12 protein-coding genes are annotated in these 13,065 nt (G+C 70.2%); 1 reads left to right on the forward strand and 11 read right to left on the reverse strand.

All coding sequences use genetic code 11. The features are described 5' to 3' along the window. Nucleotides 1-39 precede the first annotated feature (39 nt). The 6 genes from ACWD6P_RS27365 to ACWD6P_RS27390 form a co-directional block, all read right to left on the reverse strand. Nucleotides 40-525, reverse strand: a complete 486-nt coding sequence (locus ACWD6P_RS27365; RefSeq protein ID WP_451446821.1) for a DUF3180 domain-containing protein — start codon at nucleotides 523-525, stop codon at nucleotides 40-42. 122 nt (nucleotides 526-647) lie between these two features. Then, the gene (gene folK, locus ACWD6P_RS27370) at nucleotides 648-1,241 is read right to left on the reverse strand and encodes a 2-amino-4-hydroxy-6-hydroxymethyldihydropteridine diphosphokinase (RefSeq protein WP_451446822.1); all 594 of its coding nucleotides are present in this window, start codon (nucleotides 1,239-1,241) and stop codon (nucleotides 648-650) included. Continuing rightward, nucleotides 1,238-1,597, reverse strand: coding sequence for a dihydroneopterin aldolase (folB, locus tag ACWD6P_RS27375; protein WP_451446823.1), 360 nt, complete (start codon nucleotides 1,595-1,597; stop codon nucleotides 1,238-1,240). The genes folK and folB overlap by 4 nt, the downstream gene beginning before the upstream one ends. A gap of 451 nt (nucleotides 1,598-2,048) precedes the next feature. Further along, nucleotides 2,049-2,516 (reverse strand): nuclear transport factor 2 family protein, encoded by a 468-nt coding sequence (locus ACWD6P_RS27380; protein ID WP_451446824.1) that lies wholly within the window; start codon nucleotides 2,514-2,516, stop codon nucleotides 2,049-2,051. Nucleotides 2,517-2,521: 5 nt separating this feature from the next. Further along, nucleotides 2,522-3,463: a dihydropteroate synthase gene (gene folP, locus ACWD6P_RS27385; RefSeq protein WP_451446825.1), complete on the reverse strand. Its 942-nt coding sequence runs from the start codon at nucleotides 3,461-3,463 to the stop codon at nucleotides 2,522-2,524. A gap of 124 nt (nucleotides 3,464-3,587) precedes the next feature. After that, complete coding sequence (locus tag ACWD6P_RS27390; protein ID WP_451446826.1) at nucleotides 3,588-5,435, reverse strand: phosphatidylglycerol lysyltransferase domain-containing protein; 1,848 nt, start codon at nucleotides 5,433-5,435, stop codon at nucleotides 3,588-3,590. 141 nt (nucleotides 5,436-5,576) lie between these two features. Here ACWD6P_RS27390 and ACWD6P_RS27395 point away from each other — a divergent pair, with 141 nt between their 5' ends. Continuing rightward, entirely contained in the window at nucleotides 5,577-6,692 is a 1,116-nt protein-coding gene (locus ACWD6P_RS27395) for an alpha/beta hydrolase (RefSeq protein WP_451446827.1), read from the forward strand. 52 nt (nucleotides 6,693-6,744) lie between these two features. On the opposite strand, the gene folE is transcribed toward ACWD6P_RS27395, so the two are convergent. The 5 genes from folE to ACWD6P_RS27420 form a co-directional block, all read right to left on the reverse strand. Continuing rightward, a complete protein-coding gene (gene folE / locus ACWD6P_RS27400; protein WP_451446828.1) occupies nucleotides 6,745-7,350 on the reverse strand; it encodes a GTP cyclohydrolase I FolE in 606 nt (201 codons plus the stop codon). Between the two features lie 122 nt (nucleotides 7,351-7,472). Then, nucleotides 7,473-9,485: an ATP-dependent zinc metalloprotease FtsH gene (gene ftsH / locus ACWD6P_RS27405; protein ID WP_451446829.1), complete on the reverse strand. Its 2,013-nt coding sequence runs from the start codon at nucleotides 9,483-9,485 to the stop codon at nucleotides 7,473-7,475. 235 nt (nucleotides 9,486-9,720) lie between these two features. Continuing rightward, on the reverse strand, nucleotides 9,721-10,260 hold the full coding sequence (gene hpt, locus ACWD6P_RS27410) for a hypoxanthine phosphoribosyltransferase (RefSeq protein ID WP_399150806.1): 540 nt from the start codon (nucleotides 10,258-10,260) through the stop codon (nucleotides 9,721-9,723). 103 nt (nucleotides 10,261-10,363) lie between these two features. Next, complete coding sequence (gene tilS / locus ACWD6P_RS27415) at nucleotides 10,364-11,371, reverse strand: tRNA lysidine(34) synthetase TilS (RefSeq protein ID WP_451446830.1); 1,008 nt, start codon at nucleotides 11,369-11,371, stop codon at nucleotides 10,364-10,366. A gap of 191 nt (nucleotides 11,372-11,562) precedes the next feature. Next, nucleotides 11,563-12,708, reverse strand: a complete 1,146-nt coding sequence (locus tag ACWD6P_RS27420; protein ID WP_451446831.1) for a zinc-dependent metalloprotease — start codon at nucleotides 12,706-12,708, stop codon at nucleotides 11,563-11,565. Nucleotides 12,709-13,065 lie beyond the last annotated feature (357 nt).

Here is a 13,065-nt window from a genome sequence, read left to right on the forward strand (position 1 = left end):
CCTGACGCGGCCGACGGCCGGCCGTGGCGCGCCGCGGTGTCACACCGCGGCGTCCACCCCGCCGTTGCTCCCGTCTTCCGGCAGCTTGCACACCCGCTCCAGGAAGATCGCCGCGGCGACCACCGCCACCCCCGCGAGCACCGACAGACCGGCGTAGATCGCCTGGTCCCGGCGCGGCGCGACATCGAGCCCGGCGGTCAGCAGGAAGACGCCGACGCCGCCGTAGAGCCCCGCGACCAGTGCCGCCACCAGCGCGCTCGCCTGCCCGAAGACCACCGCACGGGCGACCACCAGCGGATCGACGCCCTTGGCGCCGGGCCTGCGCTCACGCTGGGCGCGCAGCCGCGACCGCAGCGAGACGGCGGTGGCGGCGAGCAGCGCGGCGATCAGCGCCAGCACGATCGGCGCGGCCATCGGCACGCTGGGCAGGGTGCCGAACGAGTCCCACAGCCGGGCGCCGCTCCAGGCCAGCACCCCGGCCGCCAGAAACAGCCCGACCAGCACCTTGATGTGTAGCTGCTTCACCGAGCGATCGCCCCTCGCGCCGTCATGACCTTCCCTGCCGTCACGACCATCTTGCCGCTATGGCCGCACTGTCCGTTCCGTACGAAAGCCTCCCGCAGGGAACCGACCCGCAACCCTAACGACTACTCCGGCAGCCGCAGTTCCAGGTCCGCGCGCGGCGCCACGCCCGCGCTGCCGACCGACGCGAGCAGCTCGGCGACCGCTCCGCGCCCGGGGACCTCCGCCTCCGGGTCGATGTCGTGCCACGGCACCAGGACGAACGCCCGCTCATGGGCGCGCGGGTGCGGCAGCGTCAGCCGCGGGTCGTCGGAGACGACGTCCTGATAGGCGACGATGTCCACATCGATCGTGCGCGGGCCCCAGCGCTCGTCGCGGACCCGCTCGAAGGCCTCCTCGATCGCATGCCCGCGCTCCAGGAGGGAGTCCGGCGGCAGCGTCGTCTTGATCAGCACCACGGCGTTGAAGTACGACGGCTGGCTGCCGGGCGCCACGCCCCAGGGCTCGGTCTCGTACACCGGGGAGACGGCCTTGACCCGCAGGCCAGGGGTGTCCTCCAGCGCGTCGACGGCCCCCTGGAGGGTCTCCAGGCGGTTGCCGAGGTTGCTGCCGAGGGAGATCACGGCGCGTTTGGGGTTGGAGAGCGTCACATCGGCGGCGTCAACCTGCTCCACCACCGAGGCGGGCACCGGCTGTACGGTCGGGTCACTGCTGCTCATACTCGGCTCCGAGTGATGGTGATGGTCACGTCGTCGAAGGGGACAGTGATCGGCGCGTCCGGCTTGTGCACCACCACCTCCACTTCCTGCACGCCCTCGTGCTTGAGGCACTGGTCGGCGATGCGCTCCGCCAAGGTTTCGATGAGGTCGACGGGCTCGCCCTCCACGACGCCCACCACCTCCTCGGCCACGACGCCGTAGTGCACGGTCTTCGCGAGATCGTCGGAGGCGGCCGCCTGGCGGGTGTCGAGGCCGAGGACCAGGTCGACGATGAAGGTCTGGCCTTCCTCGCGCTCACGGGGGAACACCCCGTGGTGGCCTCGGGCCTTCAGCCCACGCAGCGCGACACGATCCACGCGAATCACTCCCACTGGTCCACGGCACCTCTGGCGCCACTGATCGTCGGTTCCGGGCAGGCGCCGGAGCGATCCGGCAACACTGCCCCGCCTTCGAATCTACCTTCGAGCACCGACAGTCCTCGCCCACGGGGGCTATGGACAAGACCCCGTCCTGCTGCTAGGCGCGGCGCACCCCACGGGCCGGGAGATCGTCCGCGCGGCCTCTTACCCCCCTGCCCGCGCCCCACCCCTACCCGTGCCGCACTTGGCTCGAACGGGTGCGCCCTCGCCCGGACGGCTGACGCCCCCCGCTGACGCTTTGCGCAGGCCATCGCCGTGAGCGCAAGGGCGGGCGGCCATGGCAAGCCTCACACCCCGCCCGCGCCCTGACCGTATTGCCCGCGGCCCGCCCCTTCGGGCGGGCGTCCCCGGGCGGGCACCCCTGGGGAGGCTCCCTCGGCGGGCGTCCTCAGAGGGCGTCCTCGTCGCCCTCGCCCTCCTCCTCGTCCTCCTCCTCGTCACGGTCGGCCAGTACGGGCGATCCGTGGTGCGACCACACCCGCCACCCGTCCTCCGTGCGCCGGAAGACATTGGTCGCGACGACCAGCTGGCCGATCAGCGGCCCCACCGAGCCGTCGTCCTCGGCGGGGCCGCCGCTGAGGATGTTCTCGGTGCAGGTCACCAGCGCGGTGTCACCGATGACGTCGATCTCCACGTCCGTGAGGAAGAACTGGATGTACTCGGTGTTCGCCATGATCAGGGCGTACGAGCGGAGCACCTCGCCGCGGCCGCGCAGCACCGGCCACCCGGGGTGGACCACGCTCACCTGACCGTCCAGCCACAGCTCGGACAGCGCCTCGTGGTCGCCGCGCTCGATGGTCTCGTACAGGGTCGTGTTCGCCTGCTCGACCAGCTCGATGTCCGTCCGTGGGCCCAAGCCGCTCACACCGTTCCCGTCGTGTTCGCCGTCGTCCCGCTCGCTTCACCGGCAGCGGCCACGTGGGCCACTCCCCCATGGGCGGCCGCTGCCGCCGCGCCCTCCACGGCACGGGCCACCCGTACCGCATCCGCGCTCGCCCTGACCTCGTGCACCCGCACCGCCCAGGCCCCCTCTCGCGCCACCATCGCCGATACCGCCGCCGTCGCGGCGTCCCGCTCCCGGGCCGGCGGCGGGGCGGCTCCCTCGCCGCCCGCCAGCACCCTGCCCAGGAACCGTTTCCTCGAAGCGGCCACCAGCAGCGGCCGGCCCAGCGCCCGCAGCCGCGCCAGGTGGGCGACCAGCGCGAGGTCGTGCCCGGCGTCCTTGGCGAAGCCCAGCCCGGGGTCGACGACGATCCGGTCCGGGTCGATACCGCCGGCCACCGCGCGCTCGACGGACTGCGCGAGCTCCTCGACGACCTCGGCCACCACGTCCCCGTAGACGGCGCGGTTGTTCATGTCGATGGACTGGCCGCGCCAGTGCATCACGACGAACGGGACGTGGTGAGCGGCCACCGCCGGCACCATCGCCGGGTCGGCGGCGCCCCCGCTGACGTCGTTGACCAGCCGCGCCCCCGCCCGGATCGCCTGCTCGGCGACCGAGGCGCGCATGGTGTCGACGGAGACCACCGCGCCGGCCGCGGCCAGCTCCCGCACGACCGGCACGACCCGGCGCAACTCCTCGGCCTCGTCCACCCGCGCCGCGCCCGGCCGGGTCGACTCGCCTCCCACGTCCACCATGTCGGCGCCCTGCGCCACCAGGTCCAGACCGTGTTTGACGGCGAGTTCGGTGTCGAACCACTCGCCGCCGTCGGAGAACGAATCGGGCGTCACATTCACGACGCCCATCACCGCGCAGCGGTCCCAGTCCGGCAGTCCGGCCACCCGGCCACGCAAGGTACTCATGGCACCAGCGTAGGCCGTGTGCCGACCGGCCGGATTGCGGCCGTCGCGTGCGGGGACACACCCGGCGCCGCCCGCCGGAGGGACGGGCGTGCGCCCTGCTCAGAGGGCCGGCCGCGGCGCCCCGTCAGGCCGCACGCTCCATCGCGCCGGCCGCGCGGACCGGCTCCGCCGTATGTGCGCAGGGCCGCGGCTCGGCGCTCTTGCGGCGCCGCAGTACGCGCGGCAGGCCCAGCTCCAGATAGCCCTCGGCCTGCAGCGCCGCCAGGCCGATGCGCGGGATGTCGCGGCTGTTGCGGAAGACCACGAAACGGGGCTCCCAGCGTGGCCGGAACTTGTCGTTGAACTTGTAGAGCGACTCGATCTGGTACCAGCGGGACAGGAAGACCAGCATCCCCCGCCAGACACGGATGACCGGTCCCGCACCGAGCTTCTCGCCGCGCTCCAGGGAGGAGCGGAAGACCGCGAAGTTCAGCGAGACCTGCTTGATCGCCAGGTCGGGTGCGGCCTGCAGGGCGGCGACGATCAGCAGCTCGTTCATGCCGGGGTCGGCGCTGCGGTCGCGCCGCATCAGCTCCAGGGAGATCCCGTTGTCGCCCCACGGCACGAAGTGCTGCATCGCCTTCAGGTCCCCGTACGGGCCGGGCTCCTCGCCCTCGCCGGCGGGCAGGTGCGCGGTGGCGATCACCGCGTCGCCGTCGGCCACCGCGTCGATCCGGCCCAGCGCCATGGAGAAGCCCCGCTCGGTGTCGGTGTCCCGCCAGGCGTCCGCGGCCTGCTGGATCCGGGCCAGCTCGGCCGGGTCCAGGTCGCGTACCCGCCGCACCTGCGTCTGGTAGCCGTTGCGCTCGATGCGCTTGACCATCTGCCGTACGTTGCGCATGGCGCGCCCGGAGAGGGTGAAGTCGGCCACGTCCACGATGGCCTCGTCGCCGAGCTCCAGGGCGTCCATGCCGGTCTCCCGCGTCCACACCTGGCCGCCGGTCTCGCTGCAGCCGGTGACCGCCGGCGTCCAGGAGTGCGCCCGCGCCTCCTCCATGAAGCGCTCGATGGCGCCCGGCCAGGCCTCGACGTCGCCTATCGGGTCGCCGCTGGCGAGCATCACGCCGGAGATCACCCGGTAGCAGACCGCGGCCTTGCCGGACGGGGAGAAGACCACGCCCTTGTCGCGGCGGAGCGCGAAGTAGCCGAGCGAGTCGCGGTCGCCGTGCCGGGCGAGCAGCTCGCGCAGCTGCCGCTCGTCCTCGTCGGTCAGCCGGGCCGCCGGGTGCTCGGGGCGGAAGGCGAGGTAGGCGGTGGTGGCGACGGTCAGCAGGCCCAGTGCGCCGAGCGAGTAGCCGACGGTGTAGTCGACGTGGTGGGTGTAGCCGACCGGGCCCTCGAAGCCGAACAGGCCCCACAGGACGTGCTGGGCACGGTCCCAGAACGACGGCGATCCGACGATCTTGTGGGGGTGGGAGCTGACGATCACCATGCCGATGGCGAAGCCGGTGCCGCCGAGCACGACGAAATTGGCCACCGCCTTCCAGCGGCTGCGCGGATCGGGCAGCGCCGCGAATTCCTTCCGGTGCCACACCAGGAACGCCAGCAGCGCAAGCGAGAGCAGCGCTCCGAAAAGGGAGTGGCGGTACACGAGCTGAGCGGCGATCCCCACCGGGAGCAGCGCCACGGCGGCGCCCCAGGCCCGCCGCTTACGCCGTTTGAGTCCATGGGCCAAAAGGAGCAGCAGGATGCCGACGACGATGGAGGCGGCGGCCGCCAGCGGGCTCACCGCGCCCGGCAGCACCTCGGCCAGGGCGTGCACCCGGCTGTGGCGGAACCGCGGGAACACCCCGGCGACCAGGTTCAACAGGCCGACGATCACTCCGGCCGTGCCGACGACGCCCGGCACCGACTCCGGCCGCGGGCCCCGGAGCCAGCGTGGCGTATGCCACGGAACCTTTGCCGACTCTTCGCCATCTAGCCTGTCAGACATCATTTTCCCGTCGCCCCGGTCGAGAGAACGTGCGAGCCTTGTCGCAGCATCTGGACTTTTTGCGCCCTGTATGACGGCGTTTCAGGGCTCGGGGTTCCAATAGCGGTACGGATGGCCCGGCCGCCCGGAAGAAAGCACCTCATGGGTCTCACCAGCAAGAAAGTGCTGCTTCTTGCCGTCCTCGTCGCGGTGGCACTTTTCATCCTCACCATTTGGCTCTGGCCGCGCCTGTCCAAGAAGAACTGGCGCGCCGTCCTGGGTCGCGTCGGACTCCTGCTGGCGACCCAGCTCTCCGTGTTCGCCGCGGTCGGCCTGTCCGCCAACCAGTCCTTCGGCTTCTACGCGTCCTGGGCCGACCTCTTCGGCCAGGAGCAGGAGCCGGGCGTGGTCACCGACTACCAGACCGGGCCGAACGGAACGAAGCTGAAGATGCTGGGCACCGAGCGGACCAGCATCGAGAACGCGTCCCGGCCGGCGTCCGCGGGCCGGATCGACAAGGTGCTGATCCGCGGCGAGCATTCCAAGATCGCCAGCGAGGCGTACGTCTACCTCCCGCCGCAGTACTTCCAGAAGAAATACGCGCACAAGAAATTCCCGGCCTCGCTGATCCTCACGGGCTACCCCGGCACCGCTCAGGCGCTCTACAAGAAGCTGCACTTCCCCCAGACCCAGCACGGGCTGCTCAAAGAGCGCAAGATGAAGCCGACCGTTCTGGTGATGATGCGCCCGACCGTCGCACCGCCCCGCGACACCGAGTGCATGGACATACCGAACGCCGAGCAGACCGAGACGTTCTTCACCAAGGATCTGCGCACGGATATCACCGAGCACTACCGAATAGGGAACGAGGCCAAGAGCTGGGGAGTCATGGGCGACTCCACCGGCGGCTACTGCGCGCTGAAGATGACCATGCGCCACCCCGAGGCGTTCTCCACGGCGGTCTCCCTCTCCGGCTCGTACAAGGCCCCCCTGGACGCCACCACCGGTGATCTCTTCGGCGGCAGCAAGCAGCTGGAGCGCGAGAACAATCTGCTGTGGCGGCAGCGCAACCTGCCCGCTCCTCCGGTGAACCTGCTGGTCACCAGCAGCAAGCAGGGTGAGAGCAACTACAACGAGACGCTGCGCTTCATCGAGCAGACGAAATCGCCCACCCGCATCTCGTCGATCATCCTCGACAGCGGCGGCCACAACTTCAACACCTGGCGCCGCGAGATCCCCGCGGCCCTGCAGTGGATGGGTGACCGCCTGAAGGTCTGAACGGACGTGGTGCTGGGCCGCGGCGGGGTGACCCCGCCGCGGCCCACTGGCGTCAGCGCGCCAATATGAGGCTCATGGCCTCGGCCCGGGTCGCCGCGTCCCGCAGCTGGCCGCGGACGGCCGATGTCGTGGTCTTGGCCCCGGGCTTGCGCACCCCGCGCATGGTCATGCACATGTGCTCGCACTCGATGACGACGATCACGCCGCGCGGCTCCAGGATCTCCATCAGCGAATCCGCGATCTGCGTCGTCAGCCGCTCCTGGACCTGCGGACGGCGGGCGAACACATCGACCAGCCGGGCCAGCTTGGACAGGCCGGTGATCTTGCCGTCGGTGGACGGGATGTACCCCACATGTGCCACGCCGACGAACGGCACGAGGTGGTGCTCACAGCTGGAGACCAGCTCGATGTCCTTGACCAGCACCATCTCGTCATGGCCCAGGTCGAAGGTGGTCGTCAGCACGTCCTCCGGCTTCTGCCACAGGCCGGCGAAAATCTCCTTGTACGCCCGTGCCACCCGCGCCGGCGTCTCCAGCAGTCCCTCGCGGTCCGGGTCCTCACCCACGGCGATGAGCAGCTCGCGAACGGCGTTCTCCGCACGCTTCTCGTCGAACGTGCCGATCTTGCCTTCGACGTCCAGCGTCACAGGGTCGGTCATGTGGTGCCTCGTTCCTTCTGCGCCCGCTCAGCATCGCGGTGGGAAATCGCGGAATGCCGCGCCCCCCAGGCTAAACCTGAGGGGCGCGGCATTTATTCCAGGGGGCCGTGGGGCCCGGTAGGTCAGCTCTCCGTGCGGGGCTCCTCGGGAGCCTCCGCCTTCTCCGTCGAGACGGTGGCCGTCGTCGGCACTGAGCCGTTGGCCGGAGCCAGCTCCTTGGGCGACAGCACCGGCGGACGGCTGGAGGGCGTACGACGCGAGGAGCCGGTCCACGCCGGGCGGGCCGGACGCTTGACCACGTGCTTGAAGAGCTCGGCGATCTCCTCCTTGTTGAGCGTCTCCTTCTCCAGGAGCGTCAGCACAAGGTTGTCGAGGATGTCGCGGTTCTCGACCAGGATCTCCCACGCCTCGTTGTGCGCGGTCTCGATGAGCTTCTTGACCTCCTCGTCGACCAGTGCGGCGACCTCCTCGGAGTAGTCGCGCTGGTGACCCATCTCACGGCCCAGGAAGGGCTCGGAGTTGTCGGTGCCGAACTTGATCGCGCCGAGCCGCTCGGTCATGCCGTACTGCGTGACCATCGCGCGGGCGGTGGCCGTGGCCTTCTCGATGTCGTTCGCGGCACCGGTGGTCGGGTCGTGGAAGACCAGCTCCTCCGCAGCGCGGCCGCCCAGCATGTACGCCAGCTGGTCGAGCATCTCGTTGCGGGTGGTGGAGTACTTGTCCTCGTCGGGCAGGACCATGGTGTAGCCCAGGGCCCGGCCGCGGGACAGGATCGTGATCTTGTGGACCGGGTCGGAGTTCGGGGAGGCCGCCGCGACCAGGGCGTGTCCGCCCTCGTGGTACGCGGTGATCTTCTTCTCCTTCTCGGACATGATCCGGGTCCGCTTCTGCGGGCCGGCCACGACGCGGTCGATCGCCTCGTCCAGGAAGTGGTTGTTGATCAGCTTCTCGTCGCTCCGGGCCGTCAGCAGCGCGGCCTCGTTGAGGACGTTCGACAGATCGGCACCGGTGAAGCCGGGGGTGCGCTTGGCGACGGCCGACAGGTCGACGTCCGGCGCGACCGGCTTGCCCTTCTGGTGGACCTTGAGGATCTCCAGACGGCCCTGCAGGTCCGGACGGTCGACGGCGATCTGCCGGTCGAAGCGGCCGGGGCGCAGCAGCGCCGGGTCGAGGATGTCCGGACGGTTCGTCGCGGCGATCAGGATCACGCCGCCCTTGACGTCGAAGCCGTCCATCTCGACCAGGAGCTGGTTGAGGGTCTGCTCACGCTCGTCGTGGCCACCGCCCAGGCCCGCACCGCGGTGCCGGCCGACGGCGTCGATCTCGTCGACGAAGACGATCGCCGGGGCGTTCGCCTTGGCCTGCTCGAAGAGGTCACGGACACGGGAGGCACCGACACCCACGAACATCTCGACGAAGTCGGAGCCGGAGATCGAGTAGAACGGCACACCCGCCTCGCCGGCGACGGCGCGCGCCAGCAGCGTCTTGCCCGTTCCGGGCGGGCCGTACAGCAGCACACCCTTGGGGATCTTGGCGCCGACGGCCTGGAACTTGGCCGGGTCCTGCAGGAACTCCTTGATCTCCTCGAGCTCCTCGACCGCCTCGTCCGACCCCGCGACGTCCGCGAAGGTCGTCTTGGGGGTGTCCTTGGTGATCAGCTTCGCCTTCGACTTCCCGAAGTTCATCACCCGGGAGCCGCCGCCCTGCATCTGGTTCATCAGGAACAGGAAGATGACGGGCAGAAGGATGAAGGGGAGCAGGGTGATCAGCATCCCGACGAACGGGTTCTGCTTCTCCGGCGAGACGGTGTAGCCGTCCTTGATCTCGCCGGTCTGGTACTTGGCCTGCAGGTTCTTCGCCAGATCGACGCCCTGGTCGCCGATGTAGCTCGCCTGGATCTTGTTGGAGCCGTCGACCTTGTTGGAGCCCGACAGCTCGACCTTGATCTTGTTCTCGTCACCGGTCGTCAGCTCGGCGGACTTCACCTTGTTGTCAGCGATCGCCTTGACGACCTGACCGGTGTCCACCGTCTTATAGCCGCCGGACGAGCCGACGACCTGCATCAACACGACCACGGCGAGGACGGCCAGCACGATCCACATGACCGGCCCACGGAAGTATCGCTTCACGTCCATCCATACGGAGCCGTTTGCGGCCCCGTCCCTCCTGCCACAGTGAGGCACAACGCCCTCTGAGGGCTGGTCGTGCGTACGGTGTATTACTGGCCCGAAAAAGAACTGCCTTCGGACGGTACCCCAGCATTGTCACCCGGCGCCTGCGCCGACAGTGAACATGCAGCCGAGGATTCCGTTCTCCCTGCTCCAACGGCGGGAAGCCCGAAAGGGTTCCCGCCGGGCCCAGGCGGTGGCCTCAGCCGCCGTAGACGTGCGGCGCGAGGGTACCGACGAACGGCAGATTGCGGTACTTCTCCGCGAAGTCCAGGCCGTATCCGACGACGAACTCGTTGGGGATGTCGAAGCCGATCCACTTCACGTCGATGGCGACCTTGGCGGCGTCGGGCTTGCGCAGCAGCGTGCAGACCTCCAGGGAGGCCGGCTCGCGCGAGCCGAGGTTCGACAGCAGCCACGACAGCGTCAGGCCGGAGTCGATGATGTCCTCGACGATCAGGACGTGCTTGCCCTTGATGTCGGTGTCGAGGTCCTTGAGGATGCGGACCACGCCGGAGGACTGGGTGCCCGCGCCGTAGGAGGACACGGCCATCCAGTCCATCGTGACGGGGGTGGACAGCGCACGCGCCAGATCCGCCATCACCATCACCGCGCCCTTGAGGACACCGACGATGAGCAGGTCCTTGCCCGCGTACTCCGCGTCGATCTTCGCGGCCAGCTCCGCCAGCTTCGCGTCGATCTCTTCCTTGGTGATGAGTACCGCCTGAAGGTCGGCGCCCATGTCCTTGTCGTCCACCCGTGCCACTCTCGCTCGGTTCGGTGTTCACGTCAGTCGTGAGACTTCAGAAGTCGTGGGACTTCACAGCCAGGGCAGCGTCTGCGGCTCAGCCCTGCCGAATGACAAGTCTGCCACCCTGCCGCCGAACACCTACGCGCCCGGGGAGATTGATGGCTCCCTGGCCCCTCCAGGCGGTGATCAGCCGGTCCACTTCCTCGATGTGGCGGGCGAAGAGCGAACCGGCAGGGGCACCGGCTCCGATGACGGCCCGGCGCAGCACCCGGCGGCGTACCGCCGGCGGCAGGGCGAACAGGGCGGCGACGTCGAGGGTGCCGGTGTCGTCGAGCACGGTGCCCTCGGCCGCGGCGGCCCAGGCGTCCAGCGCGTCGGCGTCGTCGCGGGAGAGCTGGGCGGTACGGGCCAGCGCCTCGACGACGCCCTTGCCGAGGGCTTTCTCCAGGGCGGGCAGTCCTTCGTGGCGCAGCCGGGAGCGGGTGTAGGCGGGGTCGGCGTTGTGCGGGTCGTCCCAGACGGGCAGCGACTGGATCAGGCAGGCCTTGCGGGCGGTCTGGCGGTCCACGTCCAGGAAGGGGCGCCGGTAGCGGCCGCCCGTACCGGAGGTCGCGGCCATCCCGGAGAGCGAGCGGATGCCGGAGCCGCGGGCGAGGCCGAGCAGCACCGTCTCGGCCTGGTCGTCGCGGGTGTGGCCCAGGAGGACCGCGGCGGCACCCAGGCGCTCGGCGATGGCGTCCAGGGCGGCGTAGCGGGCGTCCCGGGCGGCGGCCTCGGGGCCGCCCTCACGGCCCACGGTGACGGCGACGGCCTCTACGGGGTCGAGCCGCAGGGCCCGCAGGCGCAGGGCGACCTCGGCGGCGCGGAGATCGGAGCCCTCCTGGAGGCCGTGGTCGATGGTGACGCCCCCGGCGCGGACGCCGAGTTTGGGGGCCTCGAAAGCGAGAGCGGAGGCGAGCGCCATCGAGTCGGCGCCGCCGGAGCACGCGACGAGCACGAGCGGGGGCTCGTGCCGGTCCTGTGCGCAGTGGTGGGTGAGCACGTCGTGGAGTACGCGGCGGACCGCCAGGCGTATTGCGGCGACCGCTGGATGGGGACCCATGTCCGTTTCCAATCGTTCAGCTGGGGAGCCTCGGGCCGGTGAGGGCTTTTCGTCACACAGAGTGCCTAGATGGTGACAGAGGCGAGCGGTTCCCCGAGCATTGCACGCCTATCCATCGGTCACGGTCCCTCAGACGGGTGATTGAAGGGGCGCTCTTCTGCCACGCGGTGTGCCCAGCTCACAACGTTCGCTTACGGTGCCCCGTCCGCCTTGCGGTGCACCCGCGCGATCCAGTCCGCCGGTTTGGCGATCTCTTGTTTGGTGGGGAGGGTGTTCGGTGACGTCCAGACACGGTTGAAGCCGTCCATGCCGACTTCCTCGGCGACCGCCCGCACAAAACGCTCGCCGTCACGGTATTGCCGCAGCTTGGCGTCCAGTCCCAGCAGTTTACGCAGCGCCAGGTCGAGCCGGCCCGCGCCGCTGGCCCGGCGCTTTTGGAACTTCTCCCGGATCTCGGCGACGGAGGGCACCACATCGGGCCCCACGCCATCCATCACATAATCCGCGTGCCCCTCCAAGAGGGACATCACGGCCGTCAACCGCCCGAGAATCTCCCGCTGCGCCGGCGTCTGCACCAGGTCGACGATGCTACGGCTGCCGTCGTCGCCCTCCTCGCCCTCGGGTTTGGCGCCGGCCAGCGACTGGGCGGCCTCCCGCAGCCGCGCCAGGAGGGTGCCCGGATCGATGTCGGTCTCCCCGAGGAACGACTGAATCTCGCCCTCGATGTGGTCGCGCAGCCACGGCACGGCGGTGAACTGGGTGCGGTGGGTCTCCTCGTGGAGGCACACCCACAGCCGGAAGTCGTGCGGTTCGACCTCCAGCTCGCGCTCCACATGGACGATGTTGGGGGCGACGAGCAGCAGCCGGCCGCCCTGGGCCGCGGCCGGCAGATCCCGGGAGGCCGGTGCGAACGTCTCGTACTGGCCGAGGACCCGCGACGCCAGGAACGACAGCAGCATGCCCAGCTCCACGCCGGTCACCTTGCCGCCGACCGCGCCGAGCACCGCACCACCGGGGACCGTCGAGCGGCGGTCCTCCATCTTGGCCAGCAGCGGCTTCAGCACCGCCCGGAACCCGGCGACGTTGGCCCTGATCCAGCCCGGCCGGTCCACCACCAGGACCGGGGTGTCATGCGGCGCCTCGCCCGTCGCGTCGGGCTGTGCCATCCGCGTGAACGCCCGAACGTGCGCCTCGGAGGCCTTGGCGTGCTTGCGCAGCTCGGCGACGATCGCCCGGGCCTCGTCGCGGCTCACCTCCGGCCCCGGCCGCACGAACCGGGTCGCGGTCGTCACCGCGAGATTCCAGTCGACCATCTCGGTCCCACCGATGCCTGTCATGTTTTTCACCGTACGTTGTCGGCGGTCCGCTGCGCTTGGCTTTGGTTCCCACGTTGTCGTCTGGCCCGCCGTGGGGGTTCTCACCGTGGCGCCTGCGGCGGGCTGTTGCCGCTGCGCGGGGCGTTTTCGGCTGCGGGTGCGGCCCTCCAGACTCCGTCCTACGGCCCGCCCCCTCCCGTGGGCGGGTGGGGATTTCGTCTGTCGTCGTCGATGCTGCCGGACCCTCACCGTCGTGGCCGATCACCGTTGCGGCAGGAGGGGAGCCCCGACAGCAGGCTCCGCCGCGGTCGGGCCGTCACCGCTGCCTGCCCGCCCGCGCAAAGCGGCGCCGGCTCACCCCACGAGCGCCCCCAGCGC

This window comes from Streptomyces sp. NPDC002446 (assembly GCF_053595675.1).

Excerpts from the sequence above, each read along its gene's own strand:
- folK (WP_451446822.1), bottom strand. The coding sequence starts at position 1,241 with ATGAGCAGCAGTGACCCGACCGTACAGCCGGTGCCCGCCTCGGTGGTG.
- folP (WP_451446825.1), bottom strand. The coding sequence starts at position 3,463 with ATGAGTACCTTGCGTGGCCGGGTGGCCGGACTGCCGGACTGGGACCGC.
- ACWD6P_RS27390 (WP_451446826.1), bottom strand. The coding sequence starts at position 5,435 with ATGTCTGACAGGCTAGATGGCGAAGAGTCGGCAAAGGTTCCGTGGCAT.
- ACWD6P_RS27395 (WP_451446827.1), top strand. The coding sequence starts at position 5,577 with ATGGGTCTCACCAGCAAGAAAGTGCTGCTTCTTGCCGTCCTCGTCGCG.
- folE (WP_451446828.1), bottom strand. The coding sequence starts at position 7,350 with ATGACCGACCCTGTGACGCTGGACGTCGAAGGCAAGATCGGCACGTTC.
- ftsH (WP_451446829.1), bottom strand. The coding sequence starts at position 9,485 with ATGGACGTGAAGCGATACTTCCGTGGGCCGGTCATGTGGATCGTGCTG.
- hpt (WP_399150806.1), bottom strand. The coding sequence starts at position 10,260 with ATGGGCGCCGACCTTCAGGCGGTACTCATCACCAAGGAAGAGATCGAC.
- tilS (WP_451446830.1), bottom strand. The coding sequence starts at position 11,371 with ATGGGTCCCCATCCAGCGGTCGCCGCAATACGCCTGGCGGTCCGCCGC.
- ACWD6P_RS27420 (WP_451446831.1), bottom strand. The coding sequence starts at position 12,708 with ATGACAGGCATCGGTGGGACCGAGATGGTCGACTGGAATCTCGCGGTG.